21 protein-coding genes are annotated in these 26919 nt (G+C 44.6%); 7 read left to right on the forward strand and 14 right to left on the reverse strand.

Going from position 1 to position 26919, the window contains the following annotated elements:
• Positions 1-27: 27 nt before the first annotated feature.
• A complete protein-coding gene (locus BUA59_RS08805) occupies positions 28-852 on the forward strand; it encodes a phosphatase PAP2 family protein (protein WP_072839345.1) in 825 nt (274 codons plus the stop codon).
• 41 nt (positions 853-893) lie between these two features.
• Here BUA59_RS08805 and BUA59_RS08810 read toward each other — a convergent pair whose 3' ends face one another.
• From BUA59_RS08810 to BUA59_RS08820, 3 genes are all read right to left on the reverse strand, one after another.
• Positions 894-1520, reverse strand: coding sequence for a DsbA family protein (locus BUA59_RS08810; protein WP_072839346.1), 627 nt, complete (start codon positions 1518-1520; stop codon positions 894-896).
• 157 nt (positions 1521-1677) lie between these two features.
• On the reverse strand, positions 1678-2874 hold the full coding sequence (locus tag BUA59_RS08815; protein ID WP_072839347.1) for an amino acid aminotransferase: 1197 nt from the start codon (positions 2872-2874) through the stop codon (positions 1678-1680).
• A 300-nt stretch (positions 2875-3174) separates the two neighbouring features.
• Positions 3175-3369 (reverse strand): PA3496 family putative envelope integrity protein, encoded by a 195-nt coding sequence (locus BUA59_RS08820; RefSeq protein WP_072839348.1) that lies wholly within the window; start codon positions 3367-3369, stop codon positions 3175-3177.
• 183 nt (positions 3370-3552) lie between these two features.
• Between BUA59_RS08820 and uvrD the strand changes: the two genes are divergently transcribed.
• The 4 genes from uvrD to BUA59_RS08840 all read left to right on the forward strand — a co-directional run bounded on the left by uvrD (position 3553) and on the right by BUA59_RS08840 (position 9748).
• Complete coding sequence (gene uvrD, locus BUA59_RS08825) at positions 3553-5766, forward strand: DNA helicase II (protein WP_072839349.1); 2214 nt, start codon at positions 3553-3555, stop codon at positions 5764-5766.
• Between the two features lie 285 nt (positions 5767-6051).
• The gene (locus BUA59_RS08830) at positions 6052-7119 is read left to right on the forward strand and encodes an oxidoreductase (RefSeq protein ID WP_072839350.1); all 1068 of its coding nucleotides are present in this window, start codon (positions 6052-6054) and stop codon (positions 7117-7119) included.
• Between the two features lie 240 nt (positions 7120-7359).
• Entirely contained in the window at positions 7360-8472 is a 1113-nt protein-coding gene (locus BUA59_RS08835; protein WP_072839351.1) for a TRAP transporter substrate-binding protein, read from the forward strand.
• Between the two features lie 166 nt (positions 8473-8638).
• Positions 8639-9748: a TRAP transporter substrate-binding protein gene (locus BUA59_RS08840; RefSeq protein ID WP_072839352.1), complete on the forward strand. Its 1110-nt coding sequence runs from the start codon at positions 8639-8641 to the stop codon at positions 9746-9748.
• An 87-nt stretch (positions 9749-9835) separates the two neighbouring features.
• Here the strand turns inward: BUA59_RS08840 and BUA59_RS08845 are convergent, their stop codons facing one another.
• Both BUA59_RS08845 and BUA59_RS08850 read right to left on the reverse strand, forming a co-directional pair.
• Entirely contained in the window at positions 9836-10708 is an 873-nt protein-coding gene (locus tag BUA59_RS08845) for a dihydrodipicolinate synthase family protein (protein ID WP_072839353.1), read from the reverse strand.
• A 10-nt stretch (positions 10709-10718) separates the two neighbouring features.
• Positions 10719-11498, reverse strand: coding sequence for an aldolase (locus BUA59_RS08850; protein ID WP_245813119.1), 780 nt, complete (start codon positions 11496-11498; stop codon positions 10719-10721).
• Positions 11499-11602: 104 nt separating this feature from the next.
• Between BUA59_RS08850 and BUA59_RS08855 the strand changes: the two genes are divergently transcribed.
• Together BUA59_RS08855 and BUA59_RS08860 are read left to right on the forward strand one after the other, a co-directional pair.
• Positions 11603-13012: an aminotransferase-like domain-containing protein gene (locus tag BUA59_RS08855; RefSeq protein ID WP_072839354.1), complete on the forward strand. Its 1410-nt coding sequence runs from the start codon at positions 11603-11605 to the stop codon at positions 13010-13012.
• Positions 13013-13232: 220 nt separating this feature from the next.
• Positions 13233-14342, forward strand: a complete 1110-nt coding sequence (locus BUA59_RS08860) for a TRAP transporter substrate-binding protein (protein WP_072839355.1) — start codon at positions 13233-13235, stop codon at positions 14340-14342.
• A 92-nt stretch (positions 14343-14434) separates the two neighbouring features.
• On the opposite strand, the gene BUA59_RS08865 is transcribed toward BUA59_RS08860, so the two are convergent.
• From BUA59_RS08865 to BUA59_RS08905, 9 genes are all read right to left on the reverse strand, one after another.
• On the reverse strand, positions 14435-15118 hold the full coding sequence (locus BUA59_RS08865) for a 1-pyrroline-5-carboxylate dehydrogenase (RefSeq protein ID WP_072839356.1): 684 nt from the start codon (positions 15116-15118) through the stop codon (positions 14435-14437).
• A 14-nt stretch (positions 15119-15132) separates the two neighbouring features.
• Positions 15133-18255, reverse strand: coding sequence for a bifunctional proline dehydrogenase/L-glutamate gamma-semialdehyde dehydrogenase PutA (gene putA, locus BUA59_RS08870; protein WP_072839357.1), 3123 nt, complete (start codon positions 18253-18255; stop codon positions 15133-15135).
• 313 nt (positions 18256-18568) lie between these two features.
• Positions 18569-19342, reverse strand: a complete 774-nt coding sequence (locus BUA59_RS08875; protein WP_072839358.1) for a helix-turn-helix domain-containing protein — start codon at positions 19340-19342, stop codon at positions 18569-18571.
• Between the two features lie 216 nt (positions 19343-19558).
• Positions 19559-20518 carry an NADPH:quinone reductase gene (locus BUA59_RS08880; protein WP_072839359.1) on the reverse strand — a complete coding sequence of 320 codons (960 nt, stop codon included), beginning with the start codon at positions 20516-20518 and terminating at the stop codon, positions 19559-19561.
• A 10-nt stretch (positions 20519-20528) separates the two neighbouring features.
• A complete protein-coding gene (locus BUA59_RS08885) occupies positions 20529-21917 on the reverse strand; it encodes a TRAP transporter large permease (RefSeq protein WP_072839360.1) in 1389 nt (462 codons plus the stop codon).
• A complete protein-coding gene (locus tag BUA59_RS08890; protein ID WP_072839482.1) occupies positions 21917-22453 on the reverse strand; it encodes a TRAP transporter small permease subunit in 537 nt (178 codons plus the stop codon). Before BUA59_RS08890 ends, BUA59_RS08885 begins: the two co-directional genes overlap by 1 nt.
• A 303-nt stretch (positions 22454-22756) precedes the next feature.
• On the reverse strand, positions 22757-24124 hold the full coding sequence (locus tag BUA59_RS08895; protein WP_072839361.1) for a hypothetical protein: 1368 nt from the start codon (positions 24122-24124) through the stop codon (positions 22757-22759).
• Between the two features lie 62 nt (positions 24125-24186).
• Positions 24187-25341, reverse strand: a complete 1155-nt coding sequence (locus BUA59_RS08900; protein ID WP_425435119.1) for an iron-containing alcohol dehydrogenase — start codon at positions 25339-25341, stop codon at positions 24187-24189.
• Positions 25342-25393: 52 nt separating this feature from the next.
• Positions 25394-26833 carry an NAD-dependent succinate-semialdehyde dehydrogenase gene (locus tag BUA59_RS08905; protein ID WP_217653729.1) on the reverse strand — a complete coding sequence of 480 codons (1440 nt, stop codon included), beginning with the start codon at positions 26831-26833 and terminating at the stop codon, positions 25394-25396.
• Positions 26834-26919: the final 86 nt, after the last annotated feature.

The following is a 26919-nucleotide window of genomic DNA, read 5'->3' on the forward strand; positions in this document are numbered from 1 at the left end:
TGTTTTGCCAAAAGGAATAGGGATTATATGCGTTGTCACTTAACTAAAATGTCGACCAATTATAAATCGCTGCTAGATCAAGCGAGATCAAGCAAGGCTGTTGTTCCTCAATCTAGTATTCAAATTTTGCTTTTGGTTGCCGTTGTATTAGCAAGCACTGCCATGATTGGTAACGTTCTTGGTGGTTATCACTTTGGCTTTATGGAAATAAATAGTTTTAGCACCTACATACCTTCTTTCTTATTGGAAAATATGACGGTATTTGGAGATGGCGTATTTTTGTTGGCCCTAGTGCTGTTATTTTCTTGCCGCAATATTCGTTTTCATTGGACTGTTCTATTCACCACATTACTTGGTGCCATCGTAGTTAACTTACTTAAGGATTATTTTGCGATGCCGCGTCCACCGGCAGTGCTTGATCCTGAAACCTTTAATCTTTTGGGCAGAGCCTATAAAGCACGTAGCTTTCCTTCTGGCCATAGTTTAACGGCATTCTTATTAGCAAGTGTGTGTTTTTGCTACGTTCAAAATGCTTATGCTAAAGCGACGTTTATCCTGTTGGCGGTATTGGTTGCCTTGAGTCGAGTGTTGATTGGTGTGCATTGGCCAATGGATGTTTTAGTTGGTGGCGCATTGGGTGTGGTTTTAGGTGTTGGTGGTGTGATGATCACAGCAAAATGGAAGTTTGGTTTGTGTGCCTATGTGCACCTATTTACGCTGAGTCTGCTAGTTATTGCGTGCATTATGGTGTTTGTAGATGGCAACGATTATAAGCTCGCTTTACCTTTGCTATATGTTGTTTCAGCAGCTGCGATAGCTCGGACAGTGAAGAGTTATATTTTAGTTCGTTGATTTATATTTATAGAACTGATGTGATTTAAGTGACTAAGGCGCTAAGACAGCGCCTTTTTTATGGCATTTAACATGCTTGAATGGTCTTTGTAGTCTAGTGGAATAGGCGTGAGCTTATCGCCTATAAGTAAGGCTAAAGAAGGGAATGAATTTAAGCCAAGATGTCGAGCTTGCTCTATTTCTTCTTCCAATAAACGTTCATTTTTAACGTGCTGCATGGTTTTCTGAAAACCGTCTGCATTCATGCCTATTTGCTCAGCGCATTCAATGAGAGTGTCTAAGTCTGATGGATTTCTGGCTTTTAGGTAATACGCCTCTTGGATGGCGTGATACATCTCTTCCTCTAATCCCGTATCTCTTGCGACATAACAGGCTCTGCATGCTGGGTAAGTCGAGCGTCGTGGTGCAGCTGTTTTCCAGAAATCAAAATTAAACTTGGTTCCTAATGACGCTTGAATGTTTTTCCAAGTGCTTTCTAGTTTGCTTTTCATTTCATCTGGCATAGCGACATCAGAGTCTATGGCAAGCCCTCCAAGCATGGGTTGAATGGTTAATTGATCTGCATCGACTAAGTCTTGTAGGGATTTTTGTAGCTTGGTCCAAGTAGGGCGGAATCCCCAACACCAGCTGCACATAGGGTCGTAGCAGTAAATCAGTGTGGCGGTCATTGATGGCTCCTGTGAAGATAGAAAAAAGCGAATCCATAAGGTAACAGCCTCTTTAGCGATAAAACAACAAACAAAAACAATCGACATAAAAAAACGGCTTCAACATGAAAGTTTGAAGCCGTTTTTTAGAATTGCGCAGTAGCGACTAAATGTTAGCCTAGCCCTTTAAAATCGCGGCAATAGCATCACAAAGTGGACCCATGTTTTCATGAGTCATACCTGCAACACTGATACGTCCTGAGCCAACAATGTAAATGCCGTACTCTTTACGCAACTGAGCAACTTGATCTGGTGTCAGACCAGAAAAAGAGAACATGCCTTGCTGATGCGAAATAAACGAAAAATCTTGGCTAACGCCTTTGATTCGTAGTGTATTCACAAACAAGCTACGCATTTCATGAATACGAGTACGCATGGCTTTTACTTCGCTTTCCCATAATGCGAACAGCTCGGCATCATTAAGGATTTCGGCGACAACTGCTGAGCCATGAGATGGCGGATTTGAGTAGTTGGTGCGAATACAGCGTTTGATTTGTGTGAACGCTGTTTCAGCTTGTTCAGCGGTTTCACACAAAATAGTCAGTGCGCCAACACGTTCGTTGTACAGACCAAAGTTCTTGGAGAACGAACTAGCAATCAGCATTTCAGGGACGTGCTCTAAGAAAGTACGTAAGCCTTGAGCATCTTCCTTTAAGCCTTGGCCAAAGCCTTGATAAGCAAAGTCAAACAATGGCAAGAAGCCTTGTTTGCTACATAGCTTAGCCAATTGATACCACTGTTCTGGTGTTGGATCTATACCAGTTGGGTTGTGGCAGCAGCCATGAAACAACACTACATCGCCTTCAGGAACTTGAGACAAGCTCGCAAGCATGGCTTCAAAGTCTAAAGATTTGTTATCAGCATTATAGTAAGCATAGCTGCCAACTTCTAAACCAACGGATTGAAAGACCGCCTGATGGTTTGCCCAAGTTGGGTTGCTGACCCAAATTGTCGCTTCTGGTAAATGTTTTTTAATGAATTCTGCTGCGACGCGTAATGCGCCTGTGCCGCCAGGGGTATGGGCTGTTTGAGCAAGCTGTTTGGTAATAATATTGTGTTCTTTACCAAATAAAAGCGTTTGCACGGCAGATCGATAAGCGGGTGCGCCTTCGATACTTAAATAGCTTTTGGTTTTTTCTTGAGCCAACAAACGTTCTTCTGCTTGTTTGACTGATTTTAAAATAGGTGTATTGCCTTGTTCATCTTTATAAACACCAACGCCCAAGTTAATTTTATTGGGATTTGGATCATTTCTGTAAGCGTCATTCAGGCCAAGAATTGGGTCTGCCGGAGCAGCTTGGATATGTTCAAACATGGTAACTCCCCCAAGAGGGTTATTTGCTTTTTTTATTATGGATTAGAAGATATAAAAATCAGACCGTATGGTACTCCAACATGTGAGTAACCGCTATAAGTTGGCGGAAAAGGGCAAGAATTAACTGTGTAGAAATGTTGCGGCTTATTCTAAATAAAGCCGCTTTTTGAGGCCGATAGAGTAATATCACAACACGTTGGTTGCTGAGAGGGATGTTTTTGAGTGTAAAAAAACGTTGACCTAGCAAGATAGCTAGGTCGTATTTAGTTCACTTTAAGTATCAACTAATGAGCAGGGAAATTAATCGTCCCAACCGTTAGAGATATCATGGTGCAAACGTTTTTCTTCTAAATGCTGTTCAATTGCACGTCTGGCTTTTAACATACGTACCGCGTCTTCCTTTTGATTCCGTTCTTTTGTTTCATTATCCAAGCTAATGGAAGCGTGCATTATGTCGGTTTTTACTTCAGTTAGTGTTTCAGCAAAATCGCTCATCGTTATACCCTTTTGGACGTTCGACGACATTGAAGTGCATAGATCGCTGTCATCGACAGTTAAAAAAAGTCAAAATAGACAGATCACTTATTTCAAGCTAATAAAAAACCCAAATAGAATGAAAATCAACTTATTTTTACGCGTTTTTTGTTACAAATTTATTAATTATTATGGCGGAATGTAATGGACGTTTCTTTTATCCTCGACTCACTGAATGACAAGCAGCGAGAAGCCGTCGCAGCGCCTTTGCAGAATAGCCTTGTTTTGGCTGGCGCTGGGTCAGGAAAAACCCGAGTCCTAGTGCACCGGATCGCATGGCTGATGCACGCTTACGAGTTGTCTCCCTACAGCCTGATGGCGGTAACCTTTACCAATAAAGCTGCTCGCGAGATGCAAGGCCGTATCGAACAGTTGGTGGGTGTTCCGCCGCAAGGCATGTGGGTTGGCACCTTCCACGGTTTGGCACATCGACTCTTGCGTGCCCATTGGCGTGATGCGGGACTAAAAGAAAATTTCCAGATAATGGACAGCGATGATCAACTGCGATTAATCAAACGTATTATGCGCGAATTGAGTATTGATGATACTCGCTGGCCGCCGAAGCAAGTGTCTTGGTTTATCAACGCGCAAAAAGACGAAGGACGACGAGCAGCTCATGTACCAGATAGCCATGATCCTTTCTCCAAAGGCATGCGCGAGCTGTATTACCATTACGAAGAAGCTTGTGAACGTGGCGGATTATTAGATTTCGGTGAATTGCTATTGCGCGCTCATGAGCTAATGCTTAGCACGCCAGCCTTGTTACGCCATTATCAAGAGCGCTTTCGCCATGTGCTGGTGGACGAGTTCCAAGATACCAACACCATCCAATACGCTTGGTTACGTATTATGGTGGGTAGCCAAGGTACGATTACCGCCGTGGGCGATGATGACCAATCGATTTACGGTTGGCGTGGCGCAAAAATTGAAAACATCCAAAACTTCACCAAAGATTTTAAAGACGTTGGCACCATTCGCTTGGAGCAAAATTATCGCTCAACTGGCCATATCCTGAATGCGGCGAATGGCCTGATCAAACATAATGATGATCGTTTGGGAAAAGAGCTTTGGACCGACAGCGGTGAAGGCGATCCAATCTCGCTGTACGCAGGCTTTAACGAACAAGACGAAGCGCGTTTTATCATTGGCATCATCAAACAATGGCGCGACAAGGGAACCTCTCTGACTGATATGGCGATTCTCTATCGTTCCAATGCTCAGTCACGCGTCATAGAGGAATGCCTTGTTAGGGAACAGATTGCTTATCGAATTTATGGTGGGCACAGATTCTACGACCGTCTTGAAATCAAAAATGCCTTGGCTTACGCACGTTTGGCGTTGGATCCAAATGACGACGGTGCCATGGAACGAGTCATCAATGTACCACCTCGTGGTATTGGCGAACGTAGTATCGGTACATTACGTGAAATCGCGCGAGATAATGGCTGTTCTATGTGGCAGGCCGCGCAAGAAGTCGTGCGTCAGTCTTTGATGACAGGCCGTGCGACCAATGCAATCAAGGCATTTTTGCACCTTATTGAAGGTTTGAGTACCACTGTGCAGCAACCAGATTTGAACCTGAATGATATTTTCGAGCAGATCATTGAAGAAGCTGGTTTGATTCCTTTCCATGAAAAAGAGAAAGGTGAGAAAGGCGAAGCACGTATCGAAAACTTAAAAGAGTTGGTTGGTGCGGCAGGCGGATTCAGCTGGAGCGACGAGGACGAAGAGTTTAGCTCTCCACTGATGGCATTCTTGGATAAAGCCGTATTGGACGCTGGCGATGCTCAAGCCGACGAGTACCAAGACGCCGTGCAGTTGATGACATTGCACTCGGCGAAAGGTCTAGAGTTCCCATTGGTGTTCCTAACGGGCGTGGAAGAGAATATTTTCCCAAGCAAGATGTCTTTCGAAGAACCGGGACGACTCGCAGAAGAACGTCGCCTTTGCTACGTGGGCATTACTCGAGCAATGGAAAAGCTTTACATTACTTACGCGGAATCTCGTCGTTTGTTTGGTAGTGAGTCTTTTAACAGTCCATCACGCTTTATTAAAGAGTTGCCACCGGAATGTTTGGAAGAAGTGCGTCTTCGCTCACAAGTTAGCCGTCCTGTTTCTTTGCAGCGCCCTGATTACAACTTTGAAAAGAACAAACTGCAAAACAGCAGCGTGTTGAACAGTTATAAAGCGCCAGAAGTCACTGTGAATATGGGTGATCGAGTCAATCATCCTGTGTTTGGTGAAGGCTTGGTGATCAACTACGAAGGCCAAGGCCCACAAGCACGAGTTCAGGTGAACTTCGATGATGAAGGCACCAAATGGCTAGTGTTGTCATTCGCTAAATTGGAAGTTTTGTAGCTTTGGTTTAGATGCAGTATCTCGTTGTCTGATTTCCTTGCGCCTACTTCGCAAGCTCAGCGCGTCAGCGCAAATCAGACAACGAGATAATTTCTAAAAGGTGGCTACATGTTGCTTTGCTAGACTTTAGCGTCTATTCCCTTATTAAGTTCCTTTCCTACAGCCCAGCTATTTATCCATGAGTTAAATGGTCTAAAACTGTAAATATTTTTAATTGCGGCATTTTTTTTCAATTGGTTGTAAACTATTTAGAGTTGTAATGATTTAGTTGAAAAGGAGTTGGGCATGGCGATTCGTGTTGGTTTGATTGGTTTTGGTTTGTCTGGGCGGGTGTTTCACGCGCCTTTTGTGATGAATGATCCTGGCATGACGATGGCGTATGTTTGCAGTTCGAAGGCGGATGAGGTGAGGGCTGTTCTGCCTGATGTGTCGGTGGTGTCGTCTGCTGAATCTGTGTTTGCGGCGCCGGATGTGGATTTGGTGGTGATTACGACGCCGAACGCTTTGCATTTTGATCAAGCAAAGCTGGCGTTGGAAAACGGCAAACATGTATTGCTGGAAAAACCTTCTGTTACCCGTTTATCTCAGATTGAAGCTTTGTGTGCCTTGGCGAAGCAAAAAGGCTTGGTGTTTTGTGTTTACCAGAATCGTCGTTTTGATGGCGACTTTTTGCGTCTCAAAGCGTTAATTGAAAGCGCTGAGTTGGGTGAGTTGAAGCATTTAGATTCTCGCTTTGATCGGTTTCGTCCAACGGCGCAAGCACGCTGGCGTGAAGAGCCGGGTGTTGGCACGGGGATTTTTTGGGATTTAGGGCCGCATATTCTAGATCAGGCATTGAGTTTATTTGGGCCGCCGAAGTGGTTGCATGCAAGTATTGATAAGTTACGCGACGGTAGCCAAACGCACGATTGGTTTGAAGTGGAGTTGGGCTATGATGACAAACGTGTACGTCTAGCGTCGACGCCATTTGAAGCAGGTGACATGCGCCGCTTTAATGCAAGATTTACTAAAGGCAGCTGGCAATGTGTGGGTTTAGATCCACAAGAAGAAGCACTGCGAGCTGGGCAAATGCCATGGCAGGATGAATTTCCTTCGAAAGCCGCTCAGCAAAAAATTACTCGTTTTGTCGCGCATTCTCAAGATGATATTGAAAGCATTCAAGAAGCTGCAACACAAGGCGATTATGCGGCTTTCTATGCGCAATTACGTGATGCGATTCTGGGTAAAGGTGAGGCTCCGGTTGCGATGGAGCAGGCTTGTCAGTTGATTTACTTGATCTGTTTGGCGGAGCAGTCGGCTGAAAGTGGTCAGCGTATGTCTTGGGGTTATACGCCTAATTTCTCTGTTAAGTGAATTAGTCGCGAGAAATTGTAAAAAAGAGTTGAGCAAGATTCCTACAATTCTTATCATCTTTTGCCCTTTTAATGTTTTATGCATTTTAAGGGCAATTTTCTGTCTGATTTATTATAAAAATACAGAAGTAGGTGGCATTTAACCGATGTTTTAATTGCCCCTATTTTCATATCACAGATAGATTCTATTGAGACCATGGGTTTCATAGTAATCAAGTAACTGGCTCTCTGAGGGAAAATAATGCGTAATTTAATGGTATTGGGCAAATTGGCGTTTGCTAGTTTGTTTGCTTTGTCTTTGGTCGCTTGTGGCGGATCAGAGAAAGCGGAAGAAACGGCTAAAGTAGAAAAGAAAGTAGAAACAATTCACTGGAAAATGGTCACGACTTGGCCCAAAAACTTTCCTGGCTTGGGTACAAGTGCTGAAGAGCTAGCGAAAAATATTACTAAAATGTCTAACGGTCGTTTGGATATTAAAGTTTATGCCGCAGGTGAGCTTGTTCCTGCGTTGGAAGTGTTTGATGCTGTATCTCGTGGCACTGCAGAAATGGGTCACAGCTCTGCGTATTATTGGAAAGGCAAAGCGCCAGCAGTACAATTTTTCTCGTCTGTGCCTTTTGGTATGACGGCACAAGAGTTTAACTCTTGGATTACTTATGGCGGTGGTTTACAACTGTGGGAAGAAGTTTACGCACCGTTTAATATCATTCCGATGGCTGCTGGTAACACAGGCGCGCAAATGGGTGGTTGGTTCAATAAAGAGATTAACTCTTTAGCTGATTTCCAAGGCTTAAAAATGCGTATGCCAGGTCTTGGTGGCGAAGTACTGAAGAAAGTTGGTGCTGTGACGGTTAACCTTCCAGGCAGTGAAATGTTTACCGCTCTTCAAACTGGCACTATCGATGCCACTGAGTGGGTAGGTCCTTACAATGACCTAGCGTTTGGCTTGTACAAAGCAGCGAAATACTACTATTACCCAGGTTGGCAAGAGCCAGGTTCTGCAGTTGAGGCGCTTATTAACAAAGACGCTTTCAATGCATTACCAGAAGACCTACAAGAGATTGTTCGTTCAGCTGCACAACAAGCTAACTTGAATATGTTGAGTGAACTAACAGCTCGTAACAACGCTGCCTTGAAGACTTTGGTCGATGAACATCATGTTATTTTGAAAAAGTTCCCAAAAGACCTTTTGGAAGCATTGCGTATAGCGTCTGATGAAACACTAAAAGAAGTGGCTGCTAACGATCCTATGAGCCAAAAAGTCTATGACTCCTTCACTAGTTTCTTAACGTCTGTTAGTGAGTGGCATGATATTTCTGAGCGTGCATTTATTAACGCTCGCGCTACAGATTAATTAGTTTGTTATTTATGGAATAAAGAGCTAGCGATACAATTAAGCCCTGCTATCGATTGGTAACAGGGCTTAATTTATCACGTTGGTTTTGCTCGTTGTATTGGACAAAGCGTATCGAGCAAAGTGCTAGTTATAAATGTAATTCGTCTCTTAATGGATAAAGTGAATGAGCAAAATAAGAATATGGGCAAAAGTGGCACTGGTCGGTGTAATAACAGCTACTTTGGTTGCCTGTGGTGGATCTGAAGAAAAAGAAACCGCAAAGGTAGAGCAAAAAGTTGATGTCATTCATTGGAAAATGGTAACAACTTGGCCGAAAAATACGCCTGGAATGGGCACAGGTGCACAAGCGCTGGCAGATAATATCAAAGAAATGTCTAACGGCCGTTTGGATATTAAAGTCTATGCCGCAGGTGAACTTGTTCCAGCATTAGAGGTATTTGATGCGGTATCTCGTGGCACAGCGCAAATGGGCCACGGCACTGCGTATTACTGGAAAGGAAAAGTGCCAGCAGCGCAGTTTTTCTCTACGGTTCCTTTTGGTTTTAACGCGCAAGAATTTAACGCTTGGATTGCCTATGGCGGTGGTTTACAGCTGTGGGAAGAAATCTACGCTCCGTTTAACTTAATTCCTATGGTAGCTGGTAATGCTGGCGTGCAAATGGGCGGTTGGTTTAATAAAGAGATTAACTCGTTAGCCGATTTCCAAGGCTTGAAAATGCGTATGCCAGGGTTAGGTGGAGAAGTACTGAAAAAAGTCGGTGCATCGCCTATTACTTTACCTGCTAGCGAAGTTTTCACCGCGCTTCAAACTGGGACAATCGATGCTACAGAATGGGTTGGGCCTTATAACGACCTTGCGTTTGGTTTGTATAAAGCGGCGAAATATTATTATTACCCAGGCTGGCATGAGCCAGGTTCTGCTGTTGAAGCTATCTTTAATAAAGACGCTTTTGAAGCCTTGCCAAAAGATTTAAAAGCCATTGTGCGCTCTGCGGTTCAACAAGCTAACTTAGACATGATCAACGAGTTTACTGCGCTTAATAATGCTGCGCTGCAAACCTTGGTAAATGAGCATCATGTGATTCTTAAGCCTTTCCCTCGAGACTTGTTGGAAGCACTTAAGAAAGCGTCTACTGAGACTCTAGAAGAAGTGGCTGCGAATGATCCTGAGAGTCAAAAAGTCTATGACTCTTTCAAAAGCTTTTTAGCACCTGTGAGTGAATGGCATGATATTTCTGAGCGCGCTTACATTAATGCACGCGCAGACGATTAAGCTTCTAAACGTTTCTGCTTGATAGTCGATTAGCACAGTTAAAAGCTCCGTTATTTTTGATAACGGAGCTTTTTTGTATTTATGAAATTAAATACTTAGTAATTTTGCTAATGTAGCTTTATCTTTCTCATTAGCAGCCGTCAGAGGTTTACGAGGCTCGCCGACTTGAAGGCCTTTTAACGCTAAACCTGCTTTAATTGTTTTAGGTAACCCGCCAGCAACAATAAAGCTTAGTACAGGCAGTTGACGGTAAAAACAGTCTTTCGCAGATTGAAGATCATTTGCTTTAATTAAGGTATAAAGCTCCTTTGGTAATGTCTCTAATAAATTTGGGGCTGCAGTACACCAACCACTAGCACCTGCACATAAAGCCTCTAGAGCTAATGGATTGCTACCATTGTAGAAAGGTAACTCTCCAGCTGATAATTGATGTATTTTGTGCATTCGCTGAATATCACCAGTACTTTCTTTTACCATGGTGATGTTAGGGATTTCCTTAAACATTTTGACAATTAATTCAGGCGACATATCTACACCACTGGTAGCCGGATTATTGTAAATCATAATAGGTAAGGACACTGTTGCCGCAATAGCTTCATAATAACCGAAGATTTCATCGTCTGTGAGTTTCCAGTACGACACAGGTATTACCATAATAGCATCGGCACCAATCTGAGCCGCAAAACGAGCTTTATTAATAGCTTGTTCAGTTGTTAGCTCTGAAATGCCAATGATCACTGGTACTCGGTTTGCCACAACTTGAACTGAATGCTGCGCTACCTTTTTCCATTCGGAAAAACTCAAATATGCGCTTTCACCAGTGCTGCCTAGAGGAGCTATAGCGTCACAGCCATGCTGTAACAGTAGTTCTAAACTTTGTCCCAGTTTCTCTAAATCGGGTTGATTATTATCTGTAGTAAAAGGGGTAATTGGGTACGCGATAATGCCTGTTAGTTTCATTTTCATCTCCTTAGATGGATTCAGGGTGGGACTTCAGTACTTTTCTGGCGTAATACGCAAAGTTGACTTTGCTACGGCGGTCAGTCGTTAGCCAGTCATGGGCTTCTTTTGCTAATTCAGTCGGTAAAGGCTGAATCTGTCCTGCTGCCATTGCTAGTAGCTGTAATCGTGCTGCGCGCTCAATCATCAATGCGAGATTACAGGCTTCTTCAATGGTTTTACCTACAACTAGCTGACCATGATGGGCCAACAAAACGGCTCTTTTTTTACCCAGAGCATTTGAAATAATGATGCCTTCCTCATTACCAACAGGAACTCCTGGCCAATCACTTAAAAAGGCGCAGTCATCAAATAAACTGCAGGTATCCATTTGTGCAACCATCAGCGGAACTCTGAGCATAGACAGTGCAGCGACATGAGTTGGATGAGTGTGAATAATGCAATTCACTTCTGGGTGTTGTTGGTAAATCCAAGTGTGGAATCTATTGGCGGGGTTTGGCATTGCTTGTTGATCAACAGGTTCCAAATCCTGATTTACTTCCAGCAAATTGTCTGCGGTGATCTCATCGAATCCTAGTCCGAATTGTTGTGTGATAAATGTATTGCTGGATTCAGTACGGGCAGTGACCTGTCCGGCTAAACCAGCATCATGGCCGTGCTCATATAAAATACGACAAGTTAAAGCCAGTTTTTGTCTGTCGTTAAATTGCCCTTCGTTTACTAATAAATCCATTTGTTGTTGCGCATTAGCCATCAATTGTTGTTTATCTAGGTGTGCTGTTTTCATCATGTTTTAACTCCTAGTTCGTGCTTGAGTAGGCAGAATAAAACTAATCTGGACCAGAAATAACATCCAGATTTATAATTAGTAATGGTCCAGATGGGGAGAGTATTATGCTACGTCCATGGCAAACGCAGTTGTGGTTAGAGAATAGTGTTGGTGATACGACTCATGCTCGGTTGGTCAATAGACTTATAGAGGATATTTTAAATGGACGGCTGGAGTCTGGTGCACTTTTACCTGGCTCGCGATCATTAGCGGCTATATTGGGGTTAAATCGTAAGACGGTTCAAGTGGCGTATGACGAGCTAATTGCGCAGGGCTGGCTGGTGGCTGAAGCAAAACGTGGAACCTTTGTTTCAACACGATTGCCTGAGCAACACTTGTCAGAACAGTATCAACATTTAGTTACACGTACCGCTACGGCAGACATTGAAGCCGTTCCTACTTCGTTAAGTTTGGACAGCCGAGCAAAAGTAGATAATGACGGCATTCCAGATGCTCGTCTTATTCCCTATGAGTTATTAGCGAGGGCGTATCGAAGGGCATTAATTGCTGCCAGTCGTAAGCAGTATTTGGGTTATGGTGATGCTCAGGGAACGATAGAATTACGTAGCGCCTTACAGAGAATGCTTGTTCAGGAGCGTTATTTACATTTGACGACTGCCCATATTTGTACCGTTCGAGGTAGTCAGATGGCCATTTACTTGGCATCCCGTATCATCAAGCCATCTGATGGTGTAATGATATTTGAGGAGCTTACTTACGCTCCTGCGTTGGCTGCTTTTGAAGCGGCAGGTTTCACTATATTACGCTGCAGAACAGACAGTAAAGGCCTTGATGTTTTACATCTACAGCAATTATTGACCAATCACAAAGTGGCGGCTATCTACACTACCCCTCATCATCATTATCCCACTACCGTCACAATGGTGATGGAACGGCGTTTATTGTTACTGCAGTTATCAATTCGTTATGGCTTTTACATAGTGGAAGATGATTATGATCATGAATTTCATTTTGATAGCCGACCCATACCGCCATTAGCGAGTTTGCCAGGTGCGGAACGGGTGCTGCATATAGGTTCGTTATCTAAAGTATTTGCCCCAGGGCTTAGAGTTGGGTATTTAGTGGCGAATCCTGAATTAATAAAACAAGCCGTGCAGGAGATTTTAATGATTGATAGACAAGGTAATACGTTAACAGAGCTTGCCTTGGCTGAATTATTAGAATCAGGTGAAGTAAAACGCCATATTCGGAAATGTAAAAAACTTTATAAAGCCCGTCGTGATCACTGTATTACTGAGCTAAATCGGCTGTTTGGTGACAGGGTTAGTTTCCATGTTCCTGCAGGAGGCTTAGCTTTTTGGCTGAATTTAGGGGACTCATCACAGTTGGATCTTACTGATTTAGCTTTAAATCCATATTTCTTTATTCATAAACAGAATGGTTATCTTAGATTCGGTTTTGGCGCATTAACTGAGCGGGAAGCTACAGATGCGCTGACTAGCCTGAAGTTTTAAGTTTATTTGCTTATAGGGCGTTAATTGTTCGACTAATAAATACTACTTAAAAATAAAACCAAAAAAGCCTTGAGCCTTGATATTGCAATTTATACTATCAAAAACACTTAGTGCATAAGCTATGGCTATAGAGTTGGTTGTCGACTCGCCTTTGCTTGGTTTGTAGCATCAAGCAAAGCTTTTATAAAAATAAAGTCATTCAGTCTTTTAGGGATAAACAATGAGAACAATAAAAATGTGGGGAAAACTGGCATTGGTCGGTTTGACGGCGGCAAGCTTGGTGGCTTGTGGTGGATCAGAAGAGAAAGCAACGGCAAAGGTTGAGAAAGCGGCGGATGTCATTCATTGGAAGATGGTCACAACATGGCCGAAAAACTTTCCTGGTTTAGGTACGGCGGCAGAACATCTAGCGGAAAATATTACCGCAATGTCGAATGGGCGTTTAGTGGTAAAAGTGTACGCTGCAGGCGAACTAGTACCCGCGTTGGAAGTGTTTGATGCGGTATCACGTGGCACTGCTCAAGTAGGTCATGGTGGTGCTTTCTACTGGAAAGGCAAAGCTCCAGCGGCACAGTTTTTCTCCGCCGTACCGTTTGGCTTTACCGCACAGGAAATGAACTCATGGCTCCACTATGGTGGCGGCCTGAAATTGTGGGAAGAGACTTACGCACCTTTTAATCTTATTCCGATGGCAGCAGGTAATACTGGGGTACAGATGGGAGGTTGGTTCAATAAAGAGATCAACTCCCTTGCGGACTTCCAAGGCCTAAAAATGCGTCTTCCTGGCTTAGGTGGTGAAGTGTTGAAAAAGGTCGGTGGTACGCCTGTTAACTTGCCAGGCAGTGAAATCTTCACCGCACTTCAAACCGGTACCATTGATGCGACAGAATGGGTTGGTCCATACAATGACCTAGCATTTGGTTTGTACAAAGCTGCCAAATTCTACTACTACCCAGGTTGGCATGAGCCGGGTTCAACCATGGAAGCAATCTACAATAAAGAAGCGTTTGAAGCCTTGCCAAACGATCTTCAGCTGATTGTTCGAGCAGCAACTCGCCAAGTGAATGCTGATATGTTGGATGAATTTACCGCACGTAACAACGCCGCGTTAGAAACCTTAGTAAATGAGCATCACGTGGTTTTGAAACCATTTCCAAAAGAAGTCTTGGTAGCATTGAAAAAAGCTTCCACTGAAACGCTAGATGAAGTCGCTGCGGCAGATCCAATGAGCCAAAAGGTCTATAACTCATTTAAAGAGTTCAATACTAAAGTTAGAGCGTGGCATGAAATCTCTGAGCGGGCTTTTATTAATGCTCGTGAACTTGAGTAAGACTTAATTTAGTAGAGTAATAGATAAAAAAAAGTCCTTCTTGTTATCAAGAAGGACTTTTTCATTTTATATGTATTCTGTCAGAGCGAGTATTAGTCGTTCATGCTGCCCAATTCAAGCAGTGTCGCGTTGCCGCCGATTGCGGTTGTGTTGTTAGACACAGTGCGTTCAGTGACAAAGCGCAGCACGTAATGCGGTTTGGCAATGACACTTAAATTTTCCGCATCGGTTTCTTCAACCAATTGGCAGATTAGGCCGCCTTTCGCTGCAAGACGTTGGCTAAGCTGCTGCGCTTGCATAGGGTCGCAAAGCGTTGCGATACCAGCTAGGTGATTGGCTTCGATCAAAGAATCTTGCGCTGATTCTGCAATGTTCTGCACGACACCTTCAGCCACGAATGGAGAGATCATATCCATGATTTCTTGGCCTATTGGACCAACAGTAATCACTGGGTTACCAGCAATAAGCGCAGCAAATATTTGGCCTACTAAACCGACTTTTGCCTTATCGCCTTCGATAAAAGACATGCAAAGAAACACGCCACGGCCTTGGTTTGATAGCTCATTACGTTCGCCAGTTGGCCCAGGCATGACGCGTGTTTCTGCAATAGATTGCTTAGCATTATTGATTTGCCAAGCAGCCATTTTTCTCTGTTCGTTAGGGAAGGCGTTAAGGGCTTTCTGCAGTTTTTCTGCACGACCGTTTACGCCAAGCTTGTCCCATGCTTCGAAGACTTTTTGAGCGACCTGAATTTGGATAGGTTGTACGATTGTCATAGTAATGTCTCCCCTTAAAGGTCTTGCTCAATAGCGAAGCGTTGAAGGTAATGTGGACCGCCAGCTTTTGGCCCTGTGCCGGATAAACCTTGTCCGCCGAAAGGCTGAACACCAACTACCGCACCGACTTGGTCGCGGTTAATGTAAAGGTTACCAACACGAGCGCGACTAGCAATGCGTGCACAAGTGGTTTCGTTACGGCTGTGAACACCCATAGTCAAACCAAAGCCTGAGTTATTGATAGTATCGATGATCTTATCTAAGTCGCGTGCTTTGTAGCGTACAACGTGAAGGATAGGACCAAATTTTTCATCCGTTAGCTGATCAATACTGGCAATTTCAAACGCTGTTGGCGCTACGAAGGTACCGTTTTTAGCGAAATCTGGTAGCTCCGTTTGGGCGATCAATTTGCTTTCCGCTTTCATGTATTCGATATGATCTAGCAGCATTTTCTGTGCTTTTTTATCGATAACCGGACCCACATCTGTGCTGTGTAGATAAGGCAAGCCAACGCTTTGTTCAGCCATGGCACCTTTGATCATCGGAATAACACGATCTGCAATATCGGCTTGTACGAACAATACACGCAATGCAGAACAACGTTGTCCAGCAGACGCAAACGCTGAGCGTACCGCATCGCGAACTACTTGCTCAGGCAAAGAAGTTGAATCAACCAACATAGCGTTTTGACCGCCTGTTTCCGCAATCACTGGCACTGGCGCAACGCCACGAGCCGCAAGGGTACGGTTGATCAATTGTGCTGTACCAGTGGAACCTGTGAAGGCAAGACCGGCAATACGTTTGTCGCTAGTAAGTGGAGCACCAACTGTCGCGCCGTCACCTGGTAACAAGTGAAGTACGTCAGTTGGAACGCCTGCTTGGTGTAGCATTTCAATGGCGCGGAATGCGATTAGGCTTGTTTGCTCAGCCGGTTTCGCAACCACTGTGTTACCAACTACAAGAGCGGCAACCACTTGGCCTGTAAAGATTGCCAATGGGAAGTTCCACGGGCTGATACAAGTGAACACACCGCGGCCGTTTAGCTTGGCTTGTTTTTCTTGACCTAAGAAATCTGTGTAGCTGGTTGGATTGGCAAAGTGGCTACGAGCTTGTTGAGCATAGTAGCGACAGAAATCAACGGCTTCACGTACTTCGTCGATGCTGTCTTGAATGGTTTTACCTGCTTCACGGTGGCAAAGTGCCATCAATTCTGCGTAGTTTTCTTCCATCAAGTCAGCCATTTTATCTAGACAGTCAGCACGTTCAGTCGCTGGACGTGCTGACCATGCAGGGAAAGCGGCTTCGGCAAGGTCAATTGCCTTGGTAACGGTCGCTGTGTCTGCCCAGTCGATTTGACCTGCAGTTTGGCTGTGGTCGTAAGGGCTTTCAATAGAATGTGTTTGACCTGTTGCGACTTTCTCACCACCAACGATAGGGAAGGCACGCCATTGGGTGTCTTGTCCCATGAAAGTATCGATTTTCGCTTTGAAAGGCGTCCATTCAGAATCAATCTCGATGTTCGGACCGAATGAGTTCTTACGGTCGTCAAATAAACCAGAAGGCAAGCTGATATGCGGGTTCGCTAGAGTTTTACGACTTTCTAGCGTAGTAACTGGATGACCTATCAACTCAGAAATCGGGTAACTAGCATCGATTAATCGGTGAACGAATGAGCTGTTGGCACCGTTTTCTAGCAGACGACGAACCAAGTATGGAAGCAAGTCTTTATGGCTACCGACTGGCGCGTAAATACGTACACAGATGTCGCTGTCTTTGATCAAGCGGTTGTAAAGTGCGTCGCCCATACCGTGTAGACGTTGGAATTCAAATTCTTGTGTTGTCGCGCCTAATTGCTTAGCTAAACAGCTAATCGTCGCGATAGTGTGTGCGTTATGGCTCGCAAACTGCGGGAAGATATTCGCACGAGTGTGTTCGCTCAATAAGAAGTGAGCGCAAGCCAAATAAGAAACGTCTGTTGACTCTTTACGAGTGTAAACTGGGTAACCACTGATGCCGCGTTGTTGGCACATCTTGATTTCAGAATCCCAGTAGGCGCCTTTCACAAGACGCACAGGGATGCGATCGCCTTGTTCTTTAGATAGTGCAGCCAACCAAACTAAAACCGGCAGAGCGCGTTTTGAGTAAGCCTGAACCACAAGGCCAAATAAACCCCAGCCTTTAGTAGATTCGTCGCGGTAAAGTTTTTCAAACAAATGCAAAGAAAGCTCTAAACGATCTGCTTCTTCTGCATCGATGGTGATACCGACGTTCAACGAGCGTGCCTTGATGATCAAACCTTTAACGCTGTCGAAAAGCTCTGTCATCACGCGGTCTTCACAACCGACTTCATAACGTGGGTGAAGAGCTGACAGTTTGATAGAGATTGTTGGGCGGTGACCCTTGCTGTAGGTGTCTTTGCCTACAGATTCAACCGCTTGCATGTAAGATTTTAGGTATTTGTCAGCATCGGCAGCAGTCAATGCCGCTTCACCCAACATGTCAAAAGAGTAAGTGTAACCTTTGTCACGGTAGCCTTTACCACGAGACAAAGCTTCTTCAATGCTGCGGCCTAGAACAAACTGGTGTCCCATAATTTTCATCGCTTGGTTCATCGCTTTACGAATCACCGGCTCAGAAACACGGTTTACCATGCGGTTTACCAAGTTAGCTGGCGTACCGTCTTTTTTCTCGTCCATAGTGACGATTTTACCCGTCAACAATAAGCCCCAAGTAGAAGCGTTAACGAAGAAAGAGTCTGAGTTTTTAGCGTGAGATGCCCAATCGGCAACGCTCAAACGGTCCTTGATGAAAGCATCTGCCGTTTCTTTATCTGGCACGCGCATTAGCGCTTCTGCCAAACACATCAGCAAAATGCCTTCTTTGGTGTCTAAGCTATATTCCAGTAGCAAAGCGTCGATCATTGACATGCTATCGTCGTCTTTGCGGACTTCGGCAATCAAGTTTGCAGCGGCATTGGTTTGGGTTTCTAGCTCACCTTCAGCGGGTCTTGCCAAAGGTAATAACTCATTTAACCACTTCTCTTCATCCATATTATAAAGAGGGGAAATCAGCTGCCACAATTCATTGAGTGGACGCTGAATGAAGTTAGGCTGTAACACCTCAATCGCTTTAAACATGGTTGGATTCTCCCGCGTTAACATAAAAAACTGAATGGTTTTTTATTAAGGCCGCATATTGTTATAGAGCATTAAGCACTTTTTTGACTACTTTTCACTCTGCATAATCAAAAAAATGCATGTCTGGATAATGCTGACACTTTAGTGACAGAAGGGATAAATTGTCTTTCGAAAAAATCGTTTTTTTTTATAAGAAAGTCCGACTGGATAAGAATAAATGGGACATAGATTCATTCTAGTGCAGAAGATCTGGGGAAATGATCGAAATGCTTATAAATAGGGCGTTTTATGGTGTTTTTAGGAAGAAAGAGAATTAGCGATTACCAAATTGCTTTTGGTATTTTAATGGCGTAATTCCAAGGGTTTGAGAAAACACATTGGTCATGGCACTTTGGCTAGAGAAACCACACATTTCGGCCACTTGAATGGGCGGGAAGCCTTCAGCGAGTAAGCTTTGGGCACGCTCTAAGCGTTTACGCATTAGATATTGATGCGGTGTCATGCCGGTGCGGTCTTTGAAGCGCTCGTGAAATTGGCTGACACTCAAAAAGCAGAAGTTTGCCAACTGATCGATATGAACACGACGAGATAAATTCAGCTCGATAAACTGATCTAGTTTATCGATATCAAGATGGTTGCCACGAGAACGAACATCTTTATTGTTGATTTGATGGCGAATGGCGCTCAACAAAGTATTGCCGCAAGCACGAGCCAGAATCATATCATTCGGATATTGCTGTAATTCACCAGATAGAGCCGAGGCCAATATCTGTAAACGCGGATTAAGCTGAAAATACGCTGCTTGGTCAAACAAACGCGATACGACTTCGTATTCTTCGTCGGTAATACCTTTTTGCGGCGGGATAGGCAGATTGACCACCATGATGCGATTTTCCCCCAGACCCGCAAACGCATGGCTGTTCTCTGACGGAAGAATACAACCTTCGCCAGTGTGCAACTGCTTGCCTTTGCCTTCTATATCGAAATCGGTATTGCCATCTAGCACAACCACCAGTTGATGGTAGTCATGATCGTGGGCGTCCGCTTCGTTAGGCAGACTGAAAACATCGGAATCAGACTGAGTCAAAATGTGCCTTTTGCATAAACATAAGTGAGAAAGTATAGCTACCTTAAGGTGGCTTTAGTAGCGTATTTTTTTGAAGATGTCGTATTTTACTGCATAAATGGAGGCTTGGAGTGCATATATAGGCAGATTGAAGGTGAAAAAAAACACGACGCTTTCCTTTTTTTAGAACTTATAAAAAGCTTATGAAGCGCCATGTTTGAGTTGTATTGATTTATTCTAGTTTATACGAATAACAAGGTTACCTAGCGCACCAGATTTTAAGACATCTTCGTGTGCTTGCGCTAATTCGGTAAGCGGGTAGCTATGACGAATAACAGGCTTGAGTACGCCTTTTTCAAACAGCGGGCGTAAGGATTTTGCAATCAAGGCAAGTTCGGCAGGCTTCACATTAGCCAATGCTACACCGACGACAGAAGCATCTCGAGCCATTAAGTCACGAGGATTAATTTCTATCGTGCCGCGGTTCCCCACGACACTAACACAACCACTAAAGGCCAAGGCTTTTAAGTCTTGATCTAAGTTGTGATTGGCAAGCATCTCGATAATGATATCAAACCCCGTCTCTAACGACTGATAAGGCGCAAGATGATCTGCTTCATTGTGCATAATGATGTTAGTCACGCCTTGCTGGCGTAATAAATCTGCGCCAGCGGCTGTTCCTGAACTGGCAACCACTTCCATTCCCGCTGCTAAGGCTAATTGCACTGTAGCAATGCCGACAGCGCCCGTTGCGCCATGTACTAATACCTTGTCGCCCGCCTCGCCATTAGCGCGGCCAAACAAGGCACGGTGAGCTGTGGTGTAAGGAATACCAACACAAGCGCCTTCTTCGAAAGACAAAGCATCCGCTAGTGGATAGGTGTGAGTCGCTGCGCAAGCGGCAAATTCAGCAGAGGAACCGGTTAGGTTACGACTAAAATAAACACGTTGGCCAATCTCGAAGCCAACAACTTTAGCGCCTAGTTCAGCAATAGTCCCTGCGCCATCAGAGCCAGGAGTGTGTGGAAAATTAGCTGAATAATTATTGGTGCCTGAGCGAATGTAAGTGTCCACAGGATTCACGCCAGCAGCACCAACTTGAACCAAAATTTGGTCCTCATTGATGCTTGGCTTTTGAGCCTCAACCAGCGATAAATCGCTGGCTGGGCCGTAGTCTTTTATTTGCATTGCTTTCATATTGAGATCCTTAGTCGGCATAGACTTGTTCAGGTAGCCAAGTTGCTAGATCTGGCCAAATAGATAACATGATCAACACAGAAACCTGAATAAGAATAAAAGGTATTACGCCTTTATAAATAGACTGAGTTTTCAGTTCCGGTGGCGCTACGCCACGCAGGTAAAACAGCGCAAATCCGAATGGTGGTGTTAGGAAAGATGTTTGTAAATTGATTGCCATCATAATCCCTAACCACACAGGATCTAAGCCCATTGCTAACAATACGGGTGCAACAATTGGCACGACCACAAAGGTGATTTCAATGAAGTCTAAGATGAAGCCAAGGAAGAACATCAGCAACATAACGACGATCATCGCACCAACAACACCGCCAGGTAGTTGCGAGAAGAAGTCTTGAATCAACTCTTCGCCACCAAAGCCACGGAACACCAACGAAAATAAAGAGGCGCCGATTAAGATCATAAACACCATGCAGGTGACTTTTGCAGTCGAATATACCGCGTCTTTTAAGGTGGGCAAGTTCAGTTTACCGCTGCCTAACGCCAATAGCGCAGCGCCTAGTGCACCAACGCCAGCAGCTTCGGTTGGTGTCGCAATCCCGCTAAGAATAGAACCCAATACGGCGAAGATAAGTACTAAAGGCGGCACCAATCCTTTAAATAGCTGAACGGCTAAGGATTCGTTTGAGCCATTACGTAATTCTTCACGAGGCACAGCAGGTGCTTTGTGCGGCTGCAACCAAGCTACCATGATGACGTAAAGGATATAAAGCCCAACCAAGATTAAGCCAGGGATCAGCGCACCAACAAACAAATCTCCCACAGAGATGGTTTTAGGCGAGAAGATCCCCATTTCCAATTGTGCTTTTTGATAAGCATTGGACATTACATCGCCCAATAGAACCAAAGCGATGGAGGGTGGTATGATTTGTCCCAAAGTACCTGTCGCACAAATAGTACCAGCGGCTAACGCAGGATCGTAGCCACGACGCAACATGGTTGGTAACGAGATCATGCCCATGGTGACCACGGTTGCACCAACAATACCGGTACTTGCCGCCAGTAACATACCCACCAAAATAACTGAAATGCCTAAACCACCACGTAAGGTGCCAAACAGCATGGCCATGGAGTCGAGTAGTTTTTCAGCTAGTTTGGATTTTTCGAGCAAAACGCCCATCAAGACAAACAGTGGTACTGCGATCAAGGTTTCATTGCCGACGATACCAAATAAACGGTTTGGCAAGGCTTCTAAGAAAACACTATCAAAGGTGCCGAACATAGAACCAACCGCGGCAAAAATCAACGCGGTGCCGCCCAAAGAAAACGCCACAGGGTAACCAAAAAGCAAGCAGACACAAACGCCGGCAAACAGCCATAAAGGAATAAATTCAGCCATTAGTTTTGTCCTTTAGCCTGTCTATTAATGAGAGAGCGAGCCGCAGTCACAACGCCAATATTCTTCAAAATATCAGCCGTACCTTGAATGATCAGGCTAATCATCATGATGGGAATAAGTGTTTTTAGCAGATACACGAAAGGCAAACCGCCAGGTTCAGGGGAGGTTTCTAATACTCGCCAAGAAGCACTCACGTAATCAAAGCTCAAATATGCGGTGTAAAGCGTGAATGGCAAAAGAAAGAAAAGACCGCCAATGATATTTACCCATGCTTTTTTAGTGACAGAAAAGTCACGATAAAAAACATCAACGCGAACATGTTCATCGTCTTTAAAGGTGTACGCCGCACCCAACATAAAGACCATGGCATGCATATAAAGCACGGACTCTTGCAGCGCTATCGCACCAATATCAAAGCCATAACGCAACAGCACGATGAGGCAGGTAAGCAGCATCATCGCTAACGTAAGCCAAGCAACGCATCTTCCCATGTAATGGGAAATCGCCTCAGCTGAACTGACCAGTTTGTTTAACATTAAAATACCCACAGTTTTAATCATTATTATCGGAAGTTTAGTAAGGCCTTAAAGCCCAGAAAATCCGGACGGTTAGTCTATTGGATAACGCTACGCTTGGGAATATTCCAGACGGCGTGAAAGGCAAGTTAGAAGGCATATAACGGAAATTAGGTGGTTTATTGATAATAAAATATTGAGAACGAGAGAGTGCCTGTTTTTTTAAGTAAGTACTTTTGTTGTTGAGTTAGTCAATAACGAGGAGGAAACGGTTCTGGTTTTTCGAAAACAGACACGACTGAGCCGTGTCTGTTGATTGGATCTTTATTTTGTTTGATCTTTTACAAAAGTGGTGTCTTTTTCACCCTTGAAGAAATCACGACCGTAGACTAGAAGGCATAATACTACGCCAACAGCGAATGCCCATGTTGCACCACGAGTCGCCAGAACAGCTGCAACGATACCTGCGATACCAAGGTCACGTTGAGATCTAGCTTCCATGATACCTATTTTCACTGATACATAGCCTTGAATCAGCAAAGTAAGTGCTAAAGCTACACCCAGAATAGGTTGAACCAGTGTGACGATAGGCATGAATAGCAAACCAGTATTGGTTCCCCAGCGGAAAGAGCCCGCGCCCCCAAAGATGGAGTTCATGGCTTTTTTACCTTGGCTGAAACGCTCTGTTATTACTACGTGCATAGCAGCCCACAATGGTCCACACATTGTTACATCTGGGCCAAGAATCGACATTGCTGAGTTTCTTGCGCCAAAAATCAAGTGTGCACGGTCTGGACTATAATCAATTTTTTCGTCGGTACGAATTAGATCGGCTTCATCTAAAATCGCTTTACTTTGTAATACGTCGCCAAACAACACAATGTAGGCTGCAAGGACGGTTGGGATTGCGGTAATAAACATCATAATTGGCGGCATACCGAGACCGAATACTGTGTACTCTTTCCAAAGAGTAACAAAGTCTGGAGATGAGAATCCCCACTGAATTGTTGGCCAAGAGGTTTCACCAACCGTTGGTGCAATGAGAATTGCTAAAACTATGATAGGGAAGATGCCCAGCTTACCAATAAGATTAAACAAGGCATTGTTTTGCTTTAGTTCTGCAAAATGACGCGAAAATATCACATAGAACGCCACGCCAACCGCAAGCGTAATGGTCACAGGATAAGTATCAAAACGTCCGTCTACTTTAAATACCGCCATGACAGCAGCAATACCGGCACCTATGATAATGCCAGATTTTATTGCCTGTGGTATGAGAGAAACGACCCTCTGAGCTAATCCCGAGGCACCAATGAAAATCGCAAATACCCCTAAGAGTAACTGGAATGATACGAGAGCATGTATTCGTTCAGGCCCTTCAGGGAAGGTTGAGCAATATGCCATAAGTAGTGGAATCGCTGGCGTGATCCAACCAGGTACGACAGGGTCGCCTAACAAATGGTGTAACAAATAGAACAAGCCATTAAGCATGACTACTGCCAATGCGACTTCAAATGGCATCCCTAGTAGTTCTGTCATTAACGGAATGGCGGCTAAGTCGACCGCACACATTAGTAGGCCCTGAAAGTAATCCGGCCATTCGAAACGATAATGGACAAAAGGTAGCCTGACTTTAAAAGGCCCCATTTTCCAATAGGGTGTTTCTTGGCCATCAATGCGTTCTTCTCTCATGGTTATTTCCTTTTATTTTTTTAGTTATTAGCCCCACCTTCATGGGGCAAGGTTGCTTAGAATCAGAAAGCAGCTTGATACAAAGCCAATGCATCTTCTTCAGTTACTGGAACAGGGTTGTTGCCTAACAGGCGAGTTTGTAGCATGGCGTCTTTGGCAAGTGTTGGTAGGCTTTCTTCGGTGACACCAACATCTTGTAGGCGCTGCGGTGCGCCAGATTCGTTCATCAGTTTTTGCATGAAATCGACGAATTTCGCTGAGCGTATTTCCATATCTTCATCTGAATAACCCAGAACGACATCGGCAAGTTCCGCATACAATGGCGCAGCAACTGCCATGTTGTAGCGTAAGACTGGACCAAGCATGAGAGCGTTCGTTAAGCCATGAGGTAGGTGATAATGACCACCTAACGGATAAGCAAGGGCGTGTACCGCTGCCACTGGGCTATTAGAGAAGGCTTGGCCCGCTAAATTTGCACCTAACAACATAGCTTCACGGGCCGCGCGGTTTTGTCCATCTTGGCACGCAGTAACTAGGTTTTGGCTCAAGAGACGCAAGGCTTCTTTTGCCAATGCATCTGACAACGGATTCTTAAGATGAACCGAAGTGTAGGCTTCAATAGCATGAACCATGGCATCAATGCCTGTTGCTGCAGTTGGTAACGCTGGAAGACCAACAGTTAACTCTGCATCCAACAAGACGCGATCTGCGTACAACTGCTGCGATACCACGCCCATTTTGGTGGTTTCGCCAGTGGTAAGAATTGTGATGTTGGTCACTTCCGAACCTGTGCCTGCCGTGGTAGGAACTTGTACCAATGGCGTTCTGGTGCCAGTGATTTTACCAATGCCGTATAGCTCAGATAGTGGTTGTTCAGATGTAAGCATGACAGCAACTAATTTGGCTATGTCCATAGAAGACCCACCACCCAATCCTAGAACGATATCCGCATGGCTTTTTTTGCCTTGCTCGACACATTCCATTAGCACGTGTTCTGGTGGATCAGCGACAACATCGTCAAATACAGTTACCGTGAAACCGTGTTTTTTTAGCGAGTCTTTGGTTTGTTCCAATAGACCGCTTTCATTCAAAAATTTGTCTGTGACTATTAATAAGTTACGTTCTTTGAACCACTCACTAAGCAGTTCACCAAGACGCTTTGCGCCGCCCCATTCAAGGTGCATAGAGCCGGGCGTATTAAAAGAAAAAGGTTTGATGCCGTCAGTCATAATGATCTCCAATTTATTGTTGTTGGCTACTGTTGTTGGCTTATAGGGCGCTGCATACGTATTTCATTTCGAGATATTCTTCGATGCCATACTTAGAGCCTTCGCGTCCAAGACCAGACTGTTTGACGCCACCGAAAGGCGCGACTTCGTTTGAAATCAATCCAGTGTTGTGACCGACCATTCCGTATTCAAGCGCTTCTGATACGCGGATCATGCGGCCGTGATCGCGAGTATAGAAATACGCGGCGAGTCCAAAAATCGTATCGTTTGCCATGGCGATGGCTTCCTCTTCGGTATCAAACGCAAACAATGGCGCCATCGGACCAAAGGTTTCTTCTTGTGCTACTTTCATGTCAGCAGTGACACCAGTCAAAATCGCTGGCTGTAAGAAAAGTCCACCCAAACGTTCGCCACCAAAGACCAGTTTGGCGCCTTTGCTGACGGCGTCTTGGATATGATCTTCTACTTTAGAGATGGCTTTCTCTTCGATCATTGGGCCAATGTCGGTACCAGTTTCAACACCGCTACCTACTTTTAAAGCTTTGACTTTTTCGGTCAGTTTCGCAGTAAATTCTTCGTAAACACCGCGCTGAACCAAAATACGGTTTGCGCAAACACAGGTTTGTCCCGCGTTACGGTATTTAGAAGCCATAGCGCCTTCGACCGCTTTATCAAGATCTGCATCATCAAAGACGATAAAAGGCGCGTTGCCGCCAAGTTCCAAAGAGACTTTTTTGATGGTTTGTGCGCATTGCGCCATTAATAAACGACCAACTTCCGTTGATCCTGTGAAAGACAGCTTGCTAACGACTTGGCTGTCGGTAAGAACCTTGCCTAGCTTGCTAGCAGACCCTGTGATGACTTGAAAAACGCCAGCAGGAATACCGGCACGTTGTGCTAATTCGCCAATGGCTAACGCAGTAAGCGGCGTTAAGTCCGCAGGACGAACGATCATTGAGCATCCTGCTGCCAGTGCTGGCGCGGCTTTGCGTGTAATCATTGCGGCTGGAAAATTCCATGGCGTAATCGCTGCCGTAACACCGATCGGTTGACGGATAACGGTCAGTCTTTGGTCTGCGCGAGGTGCTGGAATCGTGTCGCCATAAATGCGTTTTGCTTCTTCAGCAAACCATTCAATGAAAGATGCAGCGTAGCCAATTTCGCCTTTTGCTTCGGCTAACGGTTTGCCTTGTTCTGTAGTCATCAATAGGGCTAGGTCGTCGGTATTCTCGATCATCAGCTCAAACCAGCGTCTTAAAATCACTGAACGTTCTTTGGCGGTGAGTGCTGCCCATTTTTTTTGTGCAATACGAGACGCTTCTATAACGGCCGGGATTTCCTCAGGTGAAAGGTGAGGAATTTCTGCGATGACTTCACCAGTCGCAGGATTCGTGACAGGGTGTGTGGTTTTTGCTTTGGCTTCGACCCACTCGCCATTGACTAAGCAGTGAGTTTTTAGAAGTGACATGTCTTTTAACATGAGTATCACCTTTATATTGGTTATTTTAAGACGCTCTGTTTTTGTCGTTGCTAGGATCACAAAGGACCCATAAACAGATGACGAAC

Origin of the sequence: Marinomonas polaris DSM 16579 (assembly GCF_900129155.1) — a bacterium.
Classification (GTDB): Bacteria; Pseudomonadota; Gammaproteobacteria; order Pseudomonadales; family Marinomonadaceae; genus Marinomonas; species Marinomonas polaris.

Coding starts and splice junctions, on each gene's coding strand:
- BUA59_RS08885 (WP_072839360.1), bottom strand. CDS start 21,917: ATGGCTGAATTTATTCCTTTATGGCTGTTTGCCGGCGTTTGTGTCTGC.
- BUA59_RS08830 (WP_072839350.1), top strand. CDS start 6,052: ATGGCGATTCGTGTTGGTTTGATTGGTTTTGGTTTGTCTGGGCGGGTG.
- BUA59_RS08840 (WP_072839352.1), top strand. CDS start 8,639: ATGAGCAAAATAAGAATATGGGCAAAAGTGGCACTGGTCGGTGTAATA.
- BUA59_RS08810 (WP_072839346.1), bottom strand. CDS start 1,520: ATGACCGCCACACTGATTTACTGCTACGACCCTATGTGCAGCTGGTGT.
- uvrD (WP_072839349.1), top strand. CDS start 3,553: ATGGACGTTTCTTTTATCCTCGACTCACTGAATGACAAGCAGCGAGAA.
- BUA59_RS08855 (WP_072839354.1), top strand. CDS start 11,603: ATGCTACGTCCATGGCAAACGCAGTTGTGGTTAGAGAATAGTGTTGGT.
- BUA59_RS08805 (WP_072839345.1), top strand. CDS start 28: ATGCGTTGTCACTTAACTAAAATGTCGACCAATTATAAATCGCTGCTA.
- BUA59_RS08860 (WP_072839355.1), top strand. CDS start 13,233: ATGAGAACAATAAAAATGTGGGGAAAACTGGCATTGGTCGGTTTGACG.
- BUA59_RS08845 (WP_072839353.1), bottom strand. CDS start 10,708: ATGAAACTAACAGGCATTATCGCGTACCCAATTACCCCTTTTACTACA.
- BUA59_RS08865 (WP_072839356.1), bottom strand. CDS start 15,118: ATGACAATCGTACAACCTATCCAAATTCAGGTCGCTCAAAAAGTCTTC.
- putA (WP_072839357.1), bottom strand. CDS start 18,255: ATGTTTAAAGCGATTGAGGTGTTACAGCCTAACTTCATTCAGCGTCCA.
- BUA59_RS08850 (WP_245813119.1), bottom strand. CDS start 11,498: ATGATGAAAACAGCACACCTAGATAAACAACAATTGATGGCTAATGCG.
- BUA59_RS08905 (WP_217653729.1), bottom strand. CDS start 26,833: ATGTTAAAAGACATGTCACTTCTAAAAACTCACTGCTTAGTCAATGGC.
- BUA59_RS08880 (WP_072839359.1), bottom strand. CDS start 20,518: ATGAAAGCAATGCAAATAAAAGACTACGGCCCAGCCAGCGATTTATCG.
- BUA59_RS08835 (WP_072839351.1), top strand. CDS start 7,360: ATGCGTAATTTAATGGTATTGGGCAAATTGGCGTTTGCTAGTTTGTTT.
- BUA59_RS08820 (WP_072839348.1), bottom strand. CDS start 3,369: ATGAGCGATTTTGCTGAAACACTAACTGAAGTAAAAACCGACATAATG.
- BUA59_RS08890 (WP_072839482.1), bottom strand. CDS start 22,453: ATGTTAAACAAACTGGTCAGTTCAGCTGAGGCGATTTCCCATTACATG.
- BUA59_RS08815 (WP_072839347.1), bottom strand. CDS start 2,874: ATGTTTGAACATATCCAAGCTGCTCCGGCAGACCCAATTCTTGGCCTG.
- BUA59_RS08895 (WP_072839361.1), bottom strand. CDS start 24,124: ATGAGAGAAGAACGCATTGATGGCCAAGAAACACCCTATTGGAAAATG.